At 50.4% G+C, this 18,452-nt stretch carries 17 protein-coding genes; all 17 read left to right on the top strand.

Annotation, left to right across the window (positions count from 1 at the left end; genetic code table 11):
* Window positions 1-12: 12 nt before the first annotated feature.
* On the top strand, window positions 13-798 hold the full coding sequence (gene cobM / locus DESLBE_RS10365; protein ID WP_144676646.1) for a precorrin-4 C(11)-methyltransferase: 786 nt from the start codon (window positions 13-15) through the stop codon (window positions 796-798).
* Window positions 795-1,934 (top strand): cobalt-precorrin 5A hydrolase, encoded by a 1,140-nt coding sequence (locus DESLBE_RS10360; RefSeq protein ID WP_144676643.1) that lies wholly within the window; start codon window positions 795-797, stop codon window positions 1,932-1,934. Before cobM ends, DESLBE_RS10360 begins: the two co-directional genes overlap by 4 nt.
* Window positions 1,935-1,960: 26 nt before the next feature.
* On the top strand, window positions 1,961-2,647 hold the full coding sequence (gene cobJ, locus DESLBE_RS10355) for a precorrin-3B C(17)-methyltransferase (RefSeq protein ID WP_026184126.1): 687 nt from the start codon (window positions 1,961-1,963) through the stop codon (window positions 2,645-2,647).
* Window positions 2,644-3,429 carry a precorrin-6A reductase gene (gene cobK, locus DESLBE_RS10350; RefSeq protein WP_144676641.1) on the top strand — a complete coding sequence of 262 codons (786 nt, stop codon included), beginning with the start codon at window positions 2,644-2,646 and terminating at the stop codon, window positions 3,427-3,429. The genes cobJ and cobK overlap by 4 nt, the downstream gene beginning before the upstream one ends.
* Window positions 3,419-3,787: a CbiX/SirB N-terminal domain-containing protein gene (locus DESLBE_RS10345; protein WP_144676639.1), complete on the top strand. Its 369-nt coding sequence runs from the start codon at window positions 3,419-3,421 to the stop codon at window positions 3,785-3,787. Before cobK ends, DESLBE_RS10345 begins: the two co-directional genes overlap by 11 nt.
* Window positions 3,784-4,422, top strand: a complete 639-nt coding sequence (locus tag DESLBE_RS10340; RefSeq protein ID WP_005812307.1) for a precorrin-8X methylmutase — start codon at window positions 3,784-3,786, stop codon at window positions 4,420-4,422. The genes DESLBE_RS10345 and DESLBE_RS10340 overlap by 4 nt, the downstream gene beginning before the upstream one ends.
* A gap of 15 nt (window positions 4,423-4,437) precedes the next feature.
* Window positions 4,438-5,982 carry a cobyric acid synthase gene (locus DESLBE_RS10335; protein WP_144676637.1) on the top strand — a complete coding sequence of 515 codons (1,545 nt, stop codon included), beginning with the start codon at window positions 4,438-4,440 and terminating at the stop codon, window positions 5,980-5,982.
* A 5-nt stretch (window positions 5,983-5,987) separates the two neighbouring features.
* The gene (cbiB, locus tag DESLBE_RS10330) at window positions 5,988-6,953 is read left to right on the top strand and encodes an adenosylcobinamide-phosphate synthase CbiB (RefSeq protein ID WP_058490862.1); all 966 of its coding nucleotides are present in this window, start codon (window positions 5,988-5,990) and stop codon (window positions 6,951-6,953) included.
* A gap of 575 nt (window positions 6,954-7,528) precedes the next feature.
* Window positions 7,529-7,660: a hypothetical protein gene (locus DESLBE_RS27290; protein ID WP_282432839.1), complete on the top strand. Its 132-nt coding sequence runs from the start codon at window positions 7,529-7,531 to the stop codon at window positions 7,658-7,660.
* Between the two features lie 295 nt (window positions 7,661-7,955).
* Entirely contained in the window at window positions 7,956-9,419 is a 1,464-nt protein-coding gene (locus DESLBE_RS10325) for a cobyrinate a,c-diamide synthase (protein ID WP_144676635.1), read from the top strand.
* Between the two features lie 2 nt (window positions 9,420-9,421).
* Window positions 9,422-9,982 carry a cob(I)yrinic acid a,c-diamide adenosyltransferase gene (locus tag DESLBE_RS10320; RefSeq protein WP_144676633.1) on the top strand — a complete coding sequence of 187 codons (561 nt, stop codon included), beginning with the start codon at window positions 9,422-9,424 and terminating at the stop codon, window positions 9,980-9,982.
* Complete coding sequence (locus DESLBE_RS10315) at window positions 9,982-10,971, top strand: GHMP kinase (RefSeq protein WP_144676631.1); 990 nt, start codon at window positions 9,982-9,984, stop codon at window positions 10,969-10,971. The genes DESLBE_RS10320 and DESLBE_RS10315 overlap by 1 nt, the downstream gene beginning before the upstream one ends.
* Window positions 10,913-12,049 carry a threonine-phosphate decarboxylase gene (locus DESLBE_RS10310; RefSeq protein WP_144676629.1) on the top strand — a complete coding sequence of 379 codons (1,137 nt, stop codon included), beginning with the start codon at window positions 10,913-10,915 and terminating at the stop codon, window positions 12,047-12,049. The genes DESLBE_RS10315 and DESLBE_RS10310 overlap by 59 nt, the downstream gene beginning before the upstream one ends.
* Before the next feature lie 268 nt (window positions 12,050-12,317).
* The gene (locus DESLBE_RS10305; RefSeq protein ID WP_144676627.1) at window positions 12,318-13,706 is read left to right on the top strand and encodes a cytochrome ubiquinol oxidase subunit I; all 1,389 of its coding nucleotides are present in this window, start codon (window positions 12,318-12,320) and stop codon (window positions 13,704-13,706) included.
* Window positions 13,697-14,701 carry a cytochrome d ubiquinol oxidase subunit II gene (gene cydB / locus DESLBE_RS10300; protein ID WP_144676625.1) on the top strand — a complete coding sequence of 335 codons (1,005 nt, stop codon included), beginning with the start codon at window positions 13,697-13,699 and terminating at the stop codon, window positions 14,699-14,701. Before DESLBE_RS10305 ends, cydB begins: the two co-directional genes overlap by 10 nt.
* Before the next feature lie 107 nt (window positions 14,702-14,808).
* A complete protein-coding gene (cydD, locus tag DESLBE_RS10295) occupies window positions 14,809-16,578 on the top strand; it encodes a thiol reductant ABC exporter subunit CydD (protein ID WP_144676623.1) in 1,770 nt (589 codons plus the stop codon).
* Window positions 16,575-18,296 carry a thiol reductant ABC exporter subunit CydC gene (gene cydC / locus DESLBE_RS10290; protein WP_144676621.1) on the top strand — a complete coding sequence of 574 codons (1,722 nt, stop codon included), beginning with the start codon at window positions 16,575-16,577 and terminating at the stop codon, window positions 18,294-18,296. Before cydD ends, cydC begins: the two co-directional genes overlap by 4 nt.
* Window positions 18,297-18,452: the final 156 nt, after the last annotated feature.

Below are 18,452 nucleotides of genomic sequence, written 5' to 3'. Positions count from 1 at the left end.
GGAGTGAAAAGCTTGGCTGAGAATATTAATCCTGACTTGGGTCAGGTTCTCTTTGTGGGAGCGGGTCCCGGGGATCCGGATTTAATCACTTTAAAAGGCAAAAAGGCTCTTGAAGAAGCCCAGCGGGTTATTTATGCAGGTTCCTTGGTCAATCCGGATATACTGAAGCATTGCCGGGAGGGCATAGCCTTATTTGATAGTGCCGGGTTAACCTTGGAAGAGACTGTCGCCATCATGGTGGAAGGGGTCCAAAGAGGGGAGAAGGTCGTTCGCCTGCATACCGGCGATCCCAGTGTCTATGGAGCTATCCAGGAACAGATGCAATGCCTGGAAGAAAAGGGTATTGCTTACGGGGTGATTCCGGGAGTGAGCTCGGTGTTTGCCGCCGCCGCTGCGGTAAAAAAGGAGTTTACTCTGCCGGAGGTCAGCCAGACCCTGATTCTTACCCGGTTGGCGGGAAGAACCCCGGTGCCGGAAAAGGAAGATTTGGCATTACTGGCTCAACATCAAGCCAGCATGGCTATTTTTCTCAGTGTGCAGGATATAGGGGAAGTGGTGGCGACCCTAAGGAAAGGATATCCTCCCCATACACCTGTGGCTGTTGTGTATCGGGCCAGCTGGCCGGATCAGCACATCCTGGAGGGTACTTTGGAAACCATTGCCGATCAGGTAAAAGAGGCAGGAATCCGCAAACATGCCCAAATTCTTGTGGGAGACTTTCTCCGGGATCAAGGAACCCGCTCTAAGCTGTATGACCCGGAATTTACTCATGAATACCGGCAAGGACGTTCTACATGAAAACAGCCATTGTGGTGCTGAGGGATCAAGGCTTACAGACAGCCTGCCGGATCATCGGAAAGTGGTCGGAAGAGGAGCCGGTCTCCCTCTATCTGCACCGGCGTCTTGAGGGCCAGGAGCATGTTCAGGAAAGGGAAGAAGTGAAAGAAGCGCCCTTTGGCCTCCGCCCTCATTATTTTGACAAGCTGAATGACGTTCTGCCTAAACTATGGGAAAGTTCCTCCCTCCTGATTTTTATCATGGCTGCGGGGATTGTCGTTCGTCATATTGCCCCTTTTCTGCAGGGGAAAGATCGGGATCCGGCCGTATTGGTGCTGGATGAAAAAGGCGAGTTTGTCATCTCCCTCTTATCCGGCCATTTAGGAGGAGCCAATGCCTGGGCGAAATCCGTAGCCCAGTGGATCAATGCTCGACCGGTGATCACCACGGCCACAGATGTTCAGGGGCTGACTGCACCTGATGAGTATGCCCGGCGTTTTGGCTGGTCTGTGGAACCTTTATCAGGTCTGAAGGAAGTCAATTCTTTGCTGCTGGAGCAGGGGTATCTCAAGGTCTGGACCGATTGTCTGCCCGAGGAACACCCTCTGCGTCAAGATCCTCATTACCATTTTCTTGAGGATGATGATCAAGAACATGCCCAGCTATGGATTACAGCGAAACAGGTGTCTGGAAATGAGGTGTTTGGGCATGAGGTGCCTGGGCCCGGGCAGCTCCAGGGAAAAAGCAGACCCCTGCATTTGCTGCCGAGGATTTTCGGTATCGGAATAGGGTGCCGCCGGGGAGTTAGCCGGGAGCAGGTGATGGAAGCCATTGCGGGAAGTCTCAGGCAAGTAGGGATATCCCCAAAAAGTATTCGGGGGCTATACAGCATTGAACTAAAAGCAGATGAAGCGGGAATTATCGAGGCAGCCCAAACTTTGGGTATACCTTTTCATACTTTTTCAGCCCAAGCAATCCAGAATATGAATGAGCAACGAGGGTTAAGGCCATCGGAATATGTCAAAGAGAAGATTGGAGTGGATGGTGTATGCGAAGCAGCGAGCTTACTGGGAACGAGTCAGGGAGAGTTGGTTCTTCCCAAGCAGAAATGGAACGGGGTCACGGTGGCCATCAGCAAGGCAAAATCTATGTGGTAGGGATTGGTCCCGGGGATGCGGAGCATATGACCCAACGGGCTCAGTCGGTATGGAATGAAGTGGATGTGGTTGCCGGGTATAAGACCTATATTGATTTGATCCGCCCCTGGCTGGCCGATAAAAAAGTGGTGGCTACCGGTATGCGCCAGGAGATTGATCGTTGCCGCGAAGTCGTGGAGATCGCTTTGGAGGGCCAGTCTATCGCCCTGGTCAGCAGTGGCGATGCAGGAGTCTATGGCATGGCGGGGATTCTGATCGAATGTCTGGAAGAAAAAGATGCTCTGGATATTTCTCTGGAGATTATCCCGGGAGTAAGTGCGGCCAATGCTGCCTCATCCCTGCTGGGAGCACCTTTGATGCACGATTTTGCGGTCATTAGTCTCAGTGATCTGCTCACGCCCTGGGAGGTTATCCAAAAACGGGTCAAGCTGGCCGCTGAAGGGGATTTTGTGATGGCCATTTATAATCCTAAGAGCAAAGGCCGTCAGGATCAGATTGAATGGGTTCGTCAGGCTGTACTTGACTATCGTGATCCCCAAACCCCTGTGGGAATTGTCAGAGAAGCGCTGCGTGGGGAGTCGCAAGTGATCATCACCACTCTGGCAGAGTTTACCCAATCCCCCATTGACATGTTGACTACGGTCGTCATCGGCAACTCTCATACCCGTGTCATCGGTCCTTATATGGTGACCCCCAGGGGATATATTCTATGAGATTATTTGTCCTGGCGGGAACCGAGGATGGCAGGGAATTAGCCTTGGCCCTGCAAGAACGGGGTCATGAGGTCCTGGTTTCAACCTTAACGGAATACGGGGCTGAACTGGCTGAACGTCAGGGTCTTAGCACCTGTTCGGGTGCTCTGGATCAAGACTCCCTGATGAAGATTCTGCAGGAAAAGGCAATGCATGGCCTGATTGATGCCACCCACCCTTATGCTCAGAATATCCGGAATTTAGCCCGGCATGTGGCCGGTGAATGCAATCTGCCCTATTTCCGCTGGGAGCGTCCTTCGGGAGCTTACCTTGTTCACCCCCTCCTTTATTTTGCTTCCACTATTGAGGAGTCTGCCCGATTGGCGGCCCAACAGGGTAAACGGGTCTTTCTCAGTACCGGAAGCAAAAACCTCCGGGACTGGATGGAGAGCCCGGAATTAAAGAATTGCGAGTTATATGTCCGGGTGCTTCCCACCTCCCAGGTTCTCAGCCAATGTGAAGAGGCGGGGTTGAAGCCTTACCAGATTATTGCCATGCAGGGGCCGTTTAGTCAAAGATTCAATGAAGGCCTTTGGGATCAGCTGAACATCGATGTGGTGATCACCAAGGACAGCGGTACCGTCGGCGGTACGGATGAGAAAGTTCAGGCCTGTCTGCAGTTGGGCATTCCCATTATTGTGTTGAAACGGCCCCAGGAAGCCCTACCGGGGATGGCGGCAGAAGAAAATACAGCGACGATTGAAAAGTTTATGAGAAAGGTGGAGAAGCATTTTGAAAACTGAATTTTTACTTTTAGGTCATGGGAGCCGCCGCCAGGAGGCTAATCAAGGGTTGATTGAGGTAGCTCATAAAGTCAGCAAGATCCTGGGGGAAGAGGTAATTCCGGTCTTTATGGATCATGACAAACCCAGTTTACCCGATGGAGTCCTGGAAAAAATTCAAGAAGGTGCCAAGAAGATTATCATTATGCCCCTCTTTTTATTTCGGGGCATGCATGTTACCGTGGATATCCATGAGGAGATTCGTGAGATCAAGGAACAATATCCTGATGTAGAGATCATATTCGCCAATGAACTGGGTGCGGATGATGTCATTGCTCAGTTGGCAAGCCTAAGAATCAAGGAGGCCTTGGGGGCATGAAGGGATTTATAACCGACCCGCTGGAAATTGAGCGGGAGAGCATGCGGATTATTCACGGATACTTGCAGCAGGAATGGACTGAGCAGGAGTTAAAAGTCGTGGAGCGCTGCATCCATACCAGTGGGGACCCTACCCTGGAATCAGTGATCCGCATTCATCCTCAGGGGATTGAGGCCGGGCTTAAGGCTCTCCAGCAAGGGGCTCCGGTGATTACCGATGTGGAAATGGTCAGAGCGGGAATTGCTAAGAAGCAATTAGCCCAGTTAGGCGGCGTTGCGGAATGTTTTCTCAGTGATCCCCGGGTTGCGGATCAGGCTGCTGAATGGGGGATTACCCGCTCCATGGCGGCTCTGCGTTTGAACAAGGAGCGCCTGAAAGGAGCTATTGTGGCTATTGGCAATGCTCCCACCGCTTTGTTGGAAGTGCTGGAGCTAGCTCAGGATCCCGAGACCCGGCCGGCCTTGGTGGTCGGCATACCGGTTGGCTTTGTAGGAGCCAGGGAATCCAAGGATTTGCTTTGGGATGAGCATCAGGAACTGCCTTCCATTACAATCCTGGGAAATCGGGGGGGAAGCCCCTTAGCGGCAACTTGTGTCAACGCCTTAATCTATCTCGCTGTAAACCGGGAGATCTAAAAATGAGGTGAGAGAATGAGTGAAAAAAAAGCAGCAGCCCGGCTGATGATCCAAGGAACTTCTTCCAATGTCGGAAAAAGTGTCTTAGCGGCGGCTTTTTGCCGGATATTTTATCAGGAAGGGTATCATGTAGCACCCTTTAAAGCGCAAAACATGGCTTTAAATTCCTTTATCACCCGCTCCGGAGGAGAAATGGGCAGAGCTCAGGTGGTACAGGCTCAGGCTGCAGGGTTGGAGCCTGATGTGCGGATGAATCCTGTTCTGCTGAAGCCCACGGGGCATACGGGCTCCCAGGTGATTGTTCTGGGCAAAGCCCAGGGGACTCTTTCTGCCCTTAAATATCACGGCGATTATCAGAGAAAAACCTGGCCTATTGTGGAAGAAGCTCTCCATGAACTTCTTGAGGAACATGAGATTGTGGTCATTGAAGGAGCCGGGAGCCCCGCCGAAGTAAATCTCAAGCAAAATGATATTGTCAATATGCGCGTGGCTAAGGAAGCCCAGGCCCCGGTGCTTCTGGTGGCGGATATTGACCGTGGGGGAGCCCTGGCTTCCGTGGTCGGTACCCTTGAACTCCTTGAGCCCGAAGAGCGCCAATTGGTTCAGGGAATTGTGATGAACAAATTCCGTGGGGATATTAAGCTTTTGCAGCCCGCCCTGGATTTTCTCGAAGAGCGAACCGGAATTCCTGTGGTGGGAGTCGTACCCTTCTATGATCAATTCAAAATCCCGGAAGAAGATTCCGTGGTTCTCGAAGAACAGAAGACAAGCAAACGGGATCAAGGGAAGAGCCGGGATGAAGCCTTGGATGTGGCGGTCATCCGCTTACCCTATTTATCCAATTTCACGGATTTTGATCCTTTTGAAGATGAGCCCGATGTCATTCTCCGCTATGTCAGAGAATCTGCCGAGTTGGGGCAGCCGGATTGTGTTATTATCCCCGGAAGTAAAAATACCTTATCCGATCTGCGATTTTTATGGGAGAGCGGCCTAGGTGAGAAAATCATTAAGTTCTGGCAAGAAGATGTCCCCATTATTGGCATTTGTGGCGGCTATCAAATGCTGGGACGAATCGTCCGGGATCCTTTGGGTACGGAATCCGACTTGAAGGAAATCGCGGGGTTGAGTATTCTTCCTATGGAGACCGAGTTTGAGTTGGATAAACATACGGTGCAAAGCCGTGGCAAGGTCGTGGGCGAGGAATTGTTCCTGGCACGCTGTCAGGGGACCGAGATCACCGGTTATGAGATTCATATGGGACGTTCCCAGGGAGAAGGTCATTCTCTTTTTGAGATCGAAGCCCAGGAAACGGCCTATGGGGATGGTATGTCGGCCGGCAGTGCTGTAGGAACTTACCTCCATGGGATCTTTGATAATGATCCCTTGCGGACCGCACTCCTGGAATGGCTTTGGGAGAGAAGAGGAGGAACACGCCCGGTGGGCGAGACCATGTCCCAGGCAGCAATTCGTGAGCAATCTTTTAATGAACTGGCGGACTGGGTAAGAAATAGTATGGATATGGAAAAAATCCGTGCCATGATGGGTCTGCACAAAGGATGATGTTCATGATATTGATGCTTCATCCCCTGGCTTTTGGTCTGGGATTTCTATGGGATCAAGCCGTGGGTGATCCGCCCAAATGGCCTCATCCTGTGATCTACATGGGAAAGGCTATCGCTTGGTATGATAAGCGTTTTAACCAGGGGAGCCCCCAACTCCGCCGTCTCAAGGGCGCTCTGCTCACCTTGGCCCTGGTGATCGGAAGCTATGCCTTGACAGCGGGTGTCATTGAGGGAGCCCAAGAAATCTCCGCCGCTTTGGGCCTTATCATTGAAGTGCTTCTCCTTGGTTCAACCTTGGCCGGCAAATCCCTTCTGGAGGCCGGAAATCTGGTGCTCACCCCATTAAGAGAAGGAAACCTTGATGAAGCCCGCCATAAATTGGGCTGGTTTGTCAGCCGCGATACTGCTCAATTGCCGGAAGGGGAAATAGTGCGGGGTACGGTGGAGACCTTAGCGGAGAATTTTGTGGACGGAATCCTTTCCCCCCTATTTTATATGCTGATTGGCGGCGCACCCTTGGCGATGGCTTTTAAGGCTGTAAGCACTCTGGACTCCATGATCGGCTATCGCAATGAGCGTTATGAAGATTTTGGCTGGTTTGCCGCCCGGACCGATGACTGGGCGAATTATCTGCCGGCCCGTCTCTCAGTGGGCATTCTGCTGCTGGCCGGCTGGTTTTATAAACTGCCGGTAGGCCATGCCCTGACCATCTGGCGCAGGGATGCCAAAACCCATCCCAGCCCCAATGGCGGTAACCCGGAGAGTGTCGTCGCAGGGTTGCTGGAGATCCAGCTGGGAGGGAAGAACATCTATCATGGTCAGGTTCATCACCGGGCTGAAATGGGTGATCCTCTCCATGAGCTGACCTGGCGTGATATTGAGCGGTGCCGGAAGTTAGTCCGGTTGGGGACGTGGATCAGTTTTGCGCTGATTCTTGGGGGTATCGTTTGGGTCAATAGTATTAGGTGAGCGGGCCACTTTGAGGAGTCTCCAGGATTCTTCCTTTACACCGGTCGCTCAATAAGCTGCGCGGACAAAACTACCGCAAAAAGCTCGCCGCTCCGTCGGGACGCCGGCCAAATCGCTCCTGCTCAATGGCCGGTTGGAAACGTCCTGTTTCCAACCCGACTCCGCAGTGTGCTTTTCGCGAAGTTTTGTTTCCGCTCGCTTAAATTCGCTTCCTATCGTAAAGTAAGAATCCTTGGGCTGCTTTTCGGGTTTGAACGCGGCGATGTGGGGCAGATGGCCCAGCTCAAGCAACCTTTTTAGCCTTGCCGGCACCGCTTGTGGCATGGTTGGCTACCTTGGGAAAGGGCGCTGGGGATGGCCCATGATATATCTCAAGACATGCTCCAGAAAAGACTCGCAAGAGACCCAAAGAAGTGCTGAAAGAGACCCAAAAGCGTAGCTTTACGTACAAAAGGGAACGGCCTTTAGCGGAGGAGCGGTCTGGTGAACGAGGCTTTCTTAACTAGCGGAGCCACTGGTTGCTTGGACATGGAGGTCCTGATGCCGCGGGCACATGGACGTGCAGGAGCGGCCACATGCAGAGAGCAGCGGGGTTTGGCGACGAAACTGTCCAGTGGACAGTTTCGCTCAAGGCGGCACTCCCCAAAGAATACTTATCCGCCGCAGATGCTGTTAAGAAAGCGAGTGAACCAGCTCCGGAGCTATAGAGTACGTGAGTCTCCGATCAAGAAACCTTCCGGTGACGAAACCATCCGGTGAATGGTTTCGCCCAAGCCGCAACGCCACAGAGGAAAACTTAGCGGCGCAGGTTGGTTTCAGGAGATCACGCCCGAAGGTCCGTTGTGCGTAAAGCTACGCGACCCGGACAACTCTTATCTATTACTGGTGTTGCAGCCTGATCGCCTGCGCTGAAAAAACTCGCAAACACAGCTCAAATACAGCCTAAACACAGCTCACATGCAACTAGGCGACCCCAAAATCTTTTACAAAGAGGTGAAGACAATGCCTCATCCCCTGCCTCCCCGTATTCTTATCGCTGGGACACATAGTGGAGTTGGCAAAACGACCATCGCCACAGGGATTATGGCTGCCCTGGCTCAGAGAGGGCTGCCAGTGCAGCCCTATAAAGTTGGTCCAGACTATATCGATCCCAGTTATCATACTTTGGCTACAGGCCGTTCTTCCCGGAATTTAGACCGCTGGATGCTCAGGGAAGAATTAATTCCGATTTTTGCAAGAACTTCTCAGGATTGCTGGGCGGTCATCGAAGGAGTTATGGGACTTTTCGATGGGGTATCCGGAACCAAAGGGTACGGAAGCAGTGCGGATATTGCCAAACTGCTGGATGTCCCTGTGGTCCTGATCGTGGATGCGGGCAATTTATCACGCAGTGCAGCGGCCGTGGTCCATGGTTTTTGCACCTTTGACCCTGAGGTCAAGATCGCCGGAGTCATTCTCAATCGGGTGAAATCTCCAGCTCAGGAAAGCTTGCTGCGTGAAGCCCTTAGTGAAATTCAAGTCCCCATCTTGGGAGTGCTGCCTAAAGAAGAGGGAATCCGTCTGCCCGAACGGCATCTGGGGTTGGTCCCTTCTCAGGAACAAGCTTTTCAGGAGAGTTTTTTTGATGAGCTGATCAGCGTGGTGAACCGCACCATTGACCTGGAACAGATCCAAAGGATTATGCAGCAAAGGGTTATACAGGAAGCTCCGCCGGAAAAGCAGTCTGTCGCTGAGCTAACTTGCCCTAAGGGCACCGCTTCATGGGGCGGAGAACCGATTCTCCATGAAGGCTTAAGTGAAGCAGCAGCGGGGAATCGCAATTACCATCCCCTGCGCTTGGGAGTGGCCAGGGATGAGGCCTTTTCCTTTTACTATCAGGATGCTTTGGATTGTGCAGAGAACCTGGGATTTGTTCTGGTTCCTTTCAGCCCCCTTCATGATTCGTCTCTGCCGGCTGGATTGGATGGACTCTTTTTTGGCGGCGGATTCCCGGAGCTGCATTTAGAACGGCTCAGCCAAAACCAGAGTTTTTTGGAATCCTTACGGCAGTTCTCCCGATCAGGGAAGCCCATCTACGGAGAATGCGGGGGATATATGTATCTGGGCACCCAGGTTACGGATTTCGAAGGCAGAACCTACCCCATGGCCGGACTGATTCCCATTGCGGCGGAGATGGCGTCAAAGCTCCAGGGCATGGGCTACCGCCAGGGAATCTTCCGCCGGGATAATTTTCTGAGTAAGGCAGGAAATATGGTCTACGGTCATGAATTTCATTACTCAAAAGTAAACTATTTAAGTTGTGATGATGAAGCTTTTCCTGCTTTTGAACTGGTCAAAGGTGAGAGATCCTTAAGGATGGACGGCTATGCACGGGATAATATCGTGGCCTCCTATCTTCATATCAACTTTGCAGGGCAACCGGAGCTTTTACAACATTGGGCGGAGCATATACGGCAAGGAGCATAGGCATGATTCGAGTGTATACAGGCAAAGGAAAAGGGAAAACCACTTCAGCCCTGGGGGAGGCCCTGGTGGCACAGTCACAGGGTATAAAAGTTCTGATGGTTCAATTCCTCAAAGGAAGTACCTATATGGGTGAGCTTTATACCATGGGGCGTTTAGGTATACCCTTAATCCAATTTGGTGTAGGCTGCCGTTGGTCGGGTATGATTCGAACAGGCTTAAGGCATTGCAGTGGCTGCGGGGAGTGTTTTCGCCAGAACCGGGATCCACAGGTTGCTCTGCCCCTTGTGGCACAAGGAGTCGAGTTCCTCAGGACACAGATTGAAGAAGGAGATTGGGGTCTTATTATTCTTGATGAAGTGAGTCATGCTCTGAATAAGGGATTTTTGGAAATGGGGATATTGCAGGAACTGATCGGGCTGAAACCCGAGGGCCTGGATTGGATTTTGACCGGGCGGGATATGCCTGAGGAATTACTTCCCTTTGTGGAGCATTGGTGGGAGCTTAATCCCCTTAAACATCCTTTGCAAGCGGGGATACGCAGCCGAAGGGGGATTGAATACTGATGAAGGGATTAGGTTGGGCAAAATGCCCCGGGACCTGTGGAGAATGGGTTCAAGGAGCGAAAGACGGCACCCCTTTTTTAGTTGGTTGTCCCATCAACCGGTTTGTGGAGGCAAAGGCGGAAATTCTTTTCTCGGAATCCGTCGCCAGGGACAATTCCGGCCATCAGCAGGAGCTTAAGGACTGGATTTGGCAACTTCCCGAGGGTAAAGAAAAGACCCGCCAGGCCTTGGAGCGCTTTGCCAGGATGCAGAATCTGCCTCCTTTGACAGGCAAGATTCATATGCAATCCCAATTGCTCATCGGCAAAGGCATGGCCAGCTCCACTGCGGATATGACGGCAGCGGTCAGCGCGGTAGCTCAGGCCTTGGCCATACCTTGGCAGTCTGAGGAACAGGCGCGTTTAGCCTTGGCCATAGAGCCTTCTGATCCGATCATGTTTCCGGGAGTTACGGAATTAGCCCATGGAGACGGCACTTATATCAAATCCCTGGGAGCGAAGATTTCGGCTCAGCTGCTGATGTTGGATGGAGGGGGCTTTTTAGACACTCTGGCCTTTAATGCCCGCAGAGATTTGCCGGGCCATTATCGCAAGTATGAACGTAAGATCAAGAGCGCTCTGGCTCTTTTCTACGAAGGGATGGCGCAAAGAGATTTAGGGAAAATCGCCCAAGCCGGCACCATAAGTGCCCGTTGCAACCAGGATATTAACCCTAAACCCTTTTTTGAGGAGTTTCTCTCCTGGACATTGGGCAAAGGAGGGCTGGGAGTCATTACAGCTCATAGCGGAACCCTGCTGGCGGGAATTTTTCCCCCGGATTTATCCACAACTGAAAAAAAGAATCTCGAGAGAGAAAGCCGTATTCAATTCCGGCCAGTTATAGTGGAGTGGGTGGAGACTTATGATGGCGGTACTGAAGGAGGGGTTATGAATGCATGGCGGAAATCTGTTGGACGCCTCGGCACAGTATGGGAGACAGAACTTTATTGATTTGTCCGCTAATATTAATCCATTTGGCCCTCCTCAGGGAGTTTGGGAAGCCCTTCAAAAAGGAGTTGCCAATATAATCCATTACCCTGATCCGAATTATCGGCGCCTCCGGGGGAAGATGGCAGAATATTACGCTCTTAACGCTGAAGAGATACTTCTGGGCAATGGAGCCGGTGAGTTGATTTTTCTGATTCTCCACGGTCTCCGGCCCCGCAAAGTGCTGATACCCCAGCCGGCCTTTAGTGAATATGAACGGGCGGCCCTGGCCTGCGGCGCAGAGGTAAATAAGCTTATCCTTGGCGTAAAGGGGTGGGGGGAGCTTTCTTTTCAGAACGAAGAAAGTCATAGAGAATGGGAGCAAGCCCTCGCCGAAAATGAGCTGGTGTTTATCAATTCTCCTCATAATCCTACCGGCAGTGCCCTGTCGAAGCAGCAGTTTGAAGTGATTCTCAACCTGGCCTTAAAACATCAGACTTGGGTCGTTTTAGACGAATCTTTTGTTGACTTTCTGGAGGATGAGAGCCGCTGGTCAGGCAAAGGGTATTTACGAAGGTATCCCAATCTGTTGGTGTTATATTCTTTAACCAAATTCTATGCTATTCCGGGGCTGCGCCTGGGGGCAGTTTTTGGGGCAGCCAAACTACTTGGCCGTCTGCAGGATCAACGGGACCCTTGGGCTGTTAACAGCTTGGCGGAAGAAGCCGGGCTGGCTGCTTTGGCTGATGCAGAGTATGGGAAACGGGTAAGGCAGCTCTTGCAAGAAAGCAAAGAGTCATTTTACCGGAGTTTTGCTGAAGGGCACAGGGGAAAGAAGTATTCTGGCCTGCGTCTATATTCCAGTAAGGTTAATTTTGCCCTGATTCAAGTCTTAGAAGCTGAAGATTCAAATGCTGATCGGGACGATGCCGGCAAACGAAAAAAAACCCTCATCCAGGAGTTGGGGAAACAGGGAATTCTGGTCAGGGATTGCGGAAACTTTGCGGGGCTGGAAGGAAACTATATAAGGGTGGCCATCAAAGATCAGGAAAGTATGAACTCATTATTGGCAGGTTTTATGATGCTGGATAACTTATGTTAATTATGATATTATAAAGATGATTGAAAAGATTTCCAAGTGGATCTGTACAGGGCAACTACTGAAACATAGTGTAATTGAGGCAGGCTGATGTGGGGGATCTTAAAGCATCAGCCTTTTTTAATCCATAAAAACGCCTTCACTGAAGCTATTTCATAACTAAAAAATTCACATAAACTCTGGACGTATTTATTTTTTAGACTTATAATAAATATAAATAGGTTCTTATACATAGTATATGATAATTAAGAAAGGTAAGGGGGAAATAAAGTTGACCGAACTAATCTTATCCAGGTTGCAGTTTGCGGTGACAACATCCTATCATTTTTTATTTGTGCCGCTGACTCTGGGGCTGTCCGTTCTCGTTGCCCTCATGGAAACTTGGTACGTCAGGACGGGGGATGAAACCTATAAGAAAATGGCCAAGTTCTGGGGTAAGCTCTTTCTCATTAACTTCGCCATGGGCGTCGTGACAGGGTTAGTCCAGGAATTCCAATTTGGGATGAATTGGTCTGAGTATTCCCGGTTCATGGGGGATATCTTTGGCGCACCCTTGGCGATTGAAGCACTTTTAGCGTTTTTTATCGAATCGACGTTTTTAGGGGCTTGGATTTTTGGTTGGGATAAATTATCCAAGAAAGTCCACTGTATGAGCATCTGGCTGGTAGCTATTGCCAGCAATCTATCGGCTTTATGGATTTTAATCGCCAATTCTTTTATGCAGGAGCCTGTGGGTTATGTCCTGCGCAATGGCCGTGCAGAAATGGTGGATTTTTTGGCGGTAGTGACCAATCAGCACGTTTTTTATCAATTCCCGCACACTGTGCTGAGCGGATTTACTACGGGGGCCTTCTTTGTCTTGGGGATCAGTGCCTATCATCTCGCCAAGAAAAAGCATGTGGATGTTTTCATGCGGTCGGCAAAATTTGCTTTGATTTTCGGCATCATTAGTATTTTTGGTGTCCTGGGCATCGGCCATGCTCAAGGCATGCATTTGGTTGAATCCCAACCTATGAAGATGGCTGCCGCTGAGGCCCATTGGGAAACGGAGAGCCCTGCCGGATTCAATGTGTTTGCTATTGTCGATAAAGAAAACAATACCAACAGTTTTGAGATTAAAGTTCCTGGTGTATTGAGTTTTATGTCCTATGGAACCTTTGATGCTGAGGTCAAGGGAATTAATGAATTACAAGCAGAAGCTGTCCAAAAGTACGGCGAGGGAAATTATATTCCCCCGGTTACCTCCTTGTTCTGGTCTTTCCGGATTATGGTGGGGGTCGGCAGTTTATTGGTCCTGATCGCCTTGCTGGGGGCTTTCCTCTATAAGACGAAGCGTTTCGAAAATACGATGTGGTTCTTAAAGCTTCTTCCCTGGATGATTCCATTGCCCTATATAGCCAACTTGACGGGTTGGTTCCTGGCAGAACAAGGCCGTCAGCCCTGGATTGTTTATGGTCTGCAGAAGACGGCGGATGGACTTTCCACTTCTGTACCCGCTGCCTATATCTGGACCAGCCTGATTGGCTTTACCCTGCTTTATGGTGTTTTAGCCATTGTTGATGTGTACCTCATTCTGAAGTTCGTCAAGCGAGGGCCTGTTGAGGCTGAGGATGAAGATTCCTCAACTGATGTAGCGAAGGGGGCATCATTATGGACTTAAATATTCTGTGGTTTATCCTGATTTCCGTACTCTTCATCGGTTTCTTTTTCTTGGAAGGCTTTGACTATGGGGTAGGGATTCTTCTCCCCTTCATGGGCAAAAACGATACCGAGCGCCGTATTGTGATCAATACCATCGGGCCGGTTTGGGATGGCAATGAAGTATGGCTGATTACCGCGGGTGGTGCTATCTTTGCTGCGTTTCCCAACTGGTATGCCACTCTTTTCAGCGGTTTCTATTTAGCCCTGTTCTTTATTCTGGTGGCTTTGATCCTTCGCGGCGTAGCTTTTGAATTCCGCAGCAGTGATCGCTCTCCGCGCTGGCGCTCCGCTTGGGATGGAGGAATTTTCGCCGGCAGCTTGCTTAGTGCCATTCTCTGGGGTGTGGCAGTTACCAATATCTTGCGGGGTGTGCCTATCAATGGGGAGATGCAGTATGTGGGGACCTTTTTTGACCTCTTATCACCCTACACCCTCCTTGGCGGAGTCACCACTCTCCTTTTATTCACGGTACACGGCGCTCTCTATCTGACCTTAAAAACGGAAGGTGAAATGGTTCGGCGGGCTTGGGGCATAGCTAAAACAGTAAGCGTTGCAGCTCTTATAGTCCTTGTCCTTCTTGCGGCTATGACCTATTTCCAAACCGATCTTTTCCTGAGCACTCCTGCCACCCTGGGAATTCTGGTATGTGCCCTAGCTATGATTCTGACTGTGCTGTTTACTTATAAGAAAGCCGCCGGCAAAGCATTTATAGCCAGCAGCCTGACTATTGCATCTTTGGTGCTCTCCGTGTTCTTAGGACTTTTTCCGCGGGTCATGGTGTCCAGCCTGAATCCTGAATGGAGCCTGAATATTTATAATGCTTCATCCAGCCCCTACACCTTAAAGATCATGACGATAGTCGCTTTGACTTTGGTACCGATTGTTCTGGCTTATCAGATCTGGACCTACTGGGTATTCCGCAAACGGGTCACAGCAAAGGATGTTCATTATTAAGCAGGAAATCAATTATAATTGCTGAAAAGTTATCAATCATGTAAACTAAGGATAGAATATTTGATTTTAGGGGGATGGGGCAAGGGATTCTTGCCCCTTTTTAAATTATGCTCGATAAGCGTTTGATGCGGGAAAGCAAACATGTTAAAAGATACCTTTTAGGAACCATAGCCCTTGGCCTGGGAATAGCTTTGCTGGCGATTATTCAGGCCTGGCTGCTCTCCCAGGTGATTGCTCAAGTCTTTCTGGAAGACGCACCTTTTGGCCAGGTGAAAGGATATCTTCTGGCCGTTTTGGGTGTCATCGGCGTACGGGGGATTTTCCAGTATTACAGTGAAGTAACTGCCCGTGAGGCGGCCATCCGGGTAAAGGAAAGGGTAAGGGTGCAGTTTCTGCACAAGATCCTGGCGCTGGGGCCTGTGTATGCCCGGGGTGAGCGGGGAGGGGAACTGCTCAACACAGCCGTAGAGGGAATTGAAGCCTTGGATGATTATTTTGCCCGCTATGTTCCCCAACTCATTTTAGCTGTTTTAGTACCAATGCTTACGTTAGCTTTTGTCCTGCCTAAGGATTTGCAATCTGCTCTTGTCTTAATCATAACCGGCCCCCTCATTCCTTTCTTCATGATCTTGATTGGCAGACTTGCTGAGAAAAAGTCTTTACGGCAATGGCAAAGCTTAAGCCGTATGAGCGCCCATTTTCTTGATATGCTTCAAGGCTTAACCACCCTGAAGCTGTTCGGGCGGAGTAAGGACCAGGCCACAGTGATCGGCCGGGTCAGCGAGGCCTTTCGGAAGAATACCATGAGCGTCATGAAAGTAGCTTTTTTATCGGCTTTTGTCCTGGAGTTTATGGGGATGATCAGCACCGCAATCATTGCTGTAACCTTGGGCCTTCGTTTGATTAATGGCACGGTTCCCTATGCTGAGGCGCTTTTCATTCTGATCTTAGCTCCGGAGTTTTATTTGCCCTTAAGGACTCTTGGTTTGTCTTTTCATGCACGACTCTCCGGGAGCAATGCTGCTCAGCGCATTTTCGAAGTCCTTGAGCTAGAGAACCAGCTGGAATCTGCGTTGAATGGGGTGGACTTGGGAGGAGGGGCTGAGGAGCCCGGTCATTTGTTCAGGGGAGAGCAAGATGCGCCTTGGCTTATATTTAAACAGGTGGACCTATGCTATGAGCAAGAGGGAGAAAGAGTTTTAAAGGATATTAACTTTACCCTTCGCCTTGGTGAACGGGTGGCTTTGATTGGACCCAGTGGCGCGGGAAAAAGCTCCCTTCTGCAGATTCTGCTTAGGTTTGTAGAACCGACACAAGGAAAGGTGCTGATTAACGATACGGTATTAACCAGGATCCCGGCGGCAGCTTGGCGGGGGATGATTTCTTACGTTCCCCAGAAACCTTATCTCTTTGCCGGGTCGGTTATGGAGAATATTCGCTTCGGCAACCCCGGGGCAGCTTGGGCAGATGTGGTAAAGGCTGCTCAACTGGCCATGGCCCATGAGTTTATCAGCGAACTTCCCCAAGGCTATGATACCCCTGTGGGTGAGGGAGGAGCCCGTTTAAGCGGGGGGCAGGCGCAGCGCATAGCCATCAGCCGGGCCTTTCTTAAGGATGCGCCGCTGCTGTTGCTGGACGAAGTGACCAGCGGCTTGGATAACGAAAATGAAAAGGATTTGCTGATAGCCTTGGAGGGCCTTTGTCAGGACAGGACGGTAATTTTTACTACCCATCGCATGAGGACGACGATTGAGGCGGATCGGATCCTGGTACTTGATAAGGGGAGGATTATTGAGGAGGGCTCTCCACAGACCTTACTCAATAATCAAGGGCTCTATACCCATTTCGTAAGCACCTATGGGAGGGAAGAGGAATGAAAAATCTGAGGTGGATCATCAAAGAAATACTTCCTCTCTGGCCCAGGGTGTGCTTGGCTTTGCTGTTAAGTGCCCTGACCGTTACCAGCCACATCGGTTTGATGGCGACTTCTTCCTATCTGCTGGCCCGGGCAGCCTTGCAGCCCCCGATTATGGATCTGATGATCACGATTGTGGGGGTTCGTTTCTTTGGGATTTCCCGGGCGGTTTTCCGCTATTTTGAGCGCCTGGTTTCCCATGATGTCACCTTTCGGGTGTTAAGCCGTATGCGGATGATTGTTTATAAGGGTATTGAACCATTAGCTCCTGCCCGGCTTAAAGAGTTGCGCAGCGGGGATTTGCTCAGCCGCACTGTGGGAGATGTGGAAGTACAGCAGAACCTGTTTTTGCGGGTCCTGGCTCCCCCCCTTGTGGCCGTGCTGGTTTTGCTCGGCTATGGAGGTTTCCTTGCTTATTTTAATCAAGGATTTACTATGATCCTGGCAGCATTTTTTCTGGCTGCAGGTGTTGCTCTGCCTTTGCTTGTCCGGGCTTTAGGAAAGGGTATCGGTCAGATGAAAATCCAGGCCAAAGCCAGGATGTATACTTTTATTTTGGATAGCTTGCAGGGGATGCCGGAAATGCTGGCCTTTGGACAGACCGGAGCTGTGTTCCAGCGGATTCAAGAAGCCCAAAGTGAACTCAGTCACTCTGAGCGAAGAATGGCTAAAGTAACAGGAACGGCAAATGCCCTGATGGGGATGAGCTCTCATTTGGGAATGCTGGCTGTCCTGGTTCTGGGAATAATTCTCGTAGAGGGAGGACAGATTGACGGGGTTCTATTGGGTATGTTGGCCTTGGGGGTACTGAGCAGTTTCGAGGCTGTAGCGACCCTGCCCGCCGGCCAGCAGTATTTGGAGGAAAATGAGGCGGCGGGAAGGCGCCTTAAGCACCTAATCGATGAAGGCCGTAATCTGGAGAAGGAGAAAGGCAGGCTGGATGCCCCTGGCCTTGAGCCTGAGCTTGCCTTCGAGAATGTGCGTTTTCGCTATGAGCCGGATGGCCCCTGGGTATTGGATAACATTTCGGTTAAGATCTCAAGAGGCAGACGGATTGGTATCGTGGGTCAAAGTGGAGCGGGGAAAAGCACCCTAGTTAATCTATTGGTTCGATTTTGGGAACCCGCTGCCGGGGAAATTCGCTTAGGGGGAGTAAACATCAAAGAATTAACTCCCCAGGTTGTTCGGGAAAACATGGGCATAGTGTCTCAAAAACCCTATCTTTTTCATGCTACAATCAAAGAAAATCTCTTATTGGCCAAGCCGGAAGCCACTAACGAAGAGTTATACGAAGCAGCCCGCAGAGCAAGAATTCATGATTTTGTTCTTTCTCTTCCTCAAGGATATGATTGCTTAATCGGTGAAGAGGGGATGAAGCTTTCCGGTGGGCAGCAGCAGCGTCTGGCCATCGCCCGCGTCTTACTAAAAGATGCGCCTATCCTTATTTTAGATGAAGCGACCAGTGGACTGGACCCGGTTACGGAACGGGAGCTTAAAGAAGAACTATTTGCTTTGGCAGAGAATAGGACACTCATCGTGATTACTCATCATCTTGAACTTGTTAAAGATATGGATGAAATACTGGTGTTGGGGAAGGGAAGAATTCTTGAGCAGGGGAAACACGAAGAGTTGATGAGAAAAGAAGGTCAGTACCGGCGTCTATGGGAGAAGGGCTATTAAAGCTGGGGGTGTGTTGCCTTTTTATTTATTTTTGTTAAATAGTTATAAAAGTAAAAAGAAACAGAAAGTTGTACTTTTTGGTATGTTCATAAGGAGCGTTGTGTTGTAACATAGACGTAGACGCTTTTTAGTTTGCGTCACTTTCGGTGTGCGAAA

This window comes from Desulfitobacterium sp. LBE (genome assembly GCF_007830365.1).
Lineage (GTDB): Bacteria > Bacillota > Desulfitobacteriia > Desulfitobacteriales > Desulfitobacteriaceae > Desulfitobacterium > Desulfitobacterium hafniense.
Note: the sequence above shows the minus strand (reverse complement) of the source record. Positions and strands in the feature narration are given on the sequence as shown.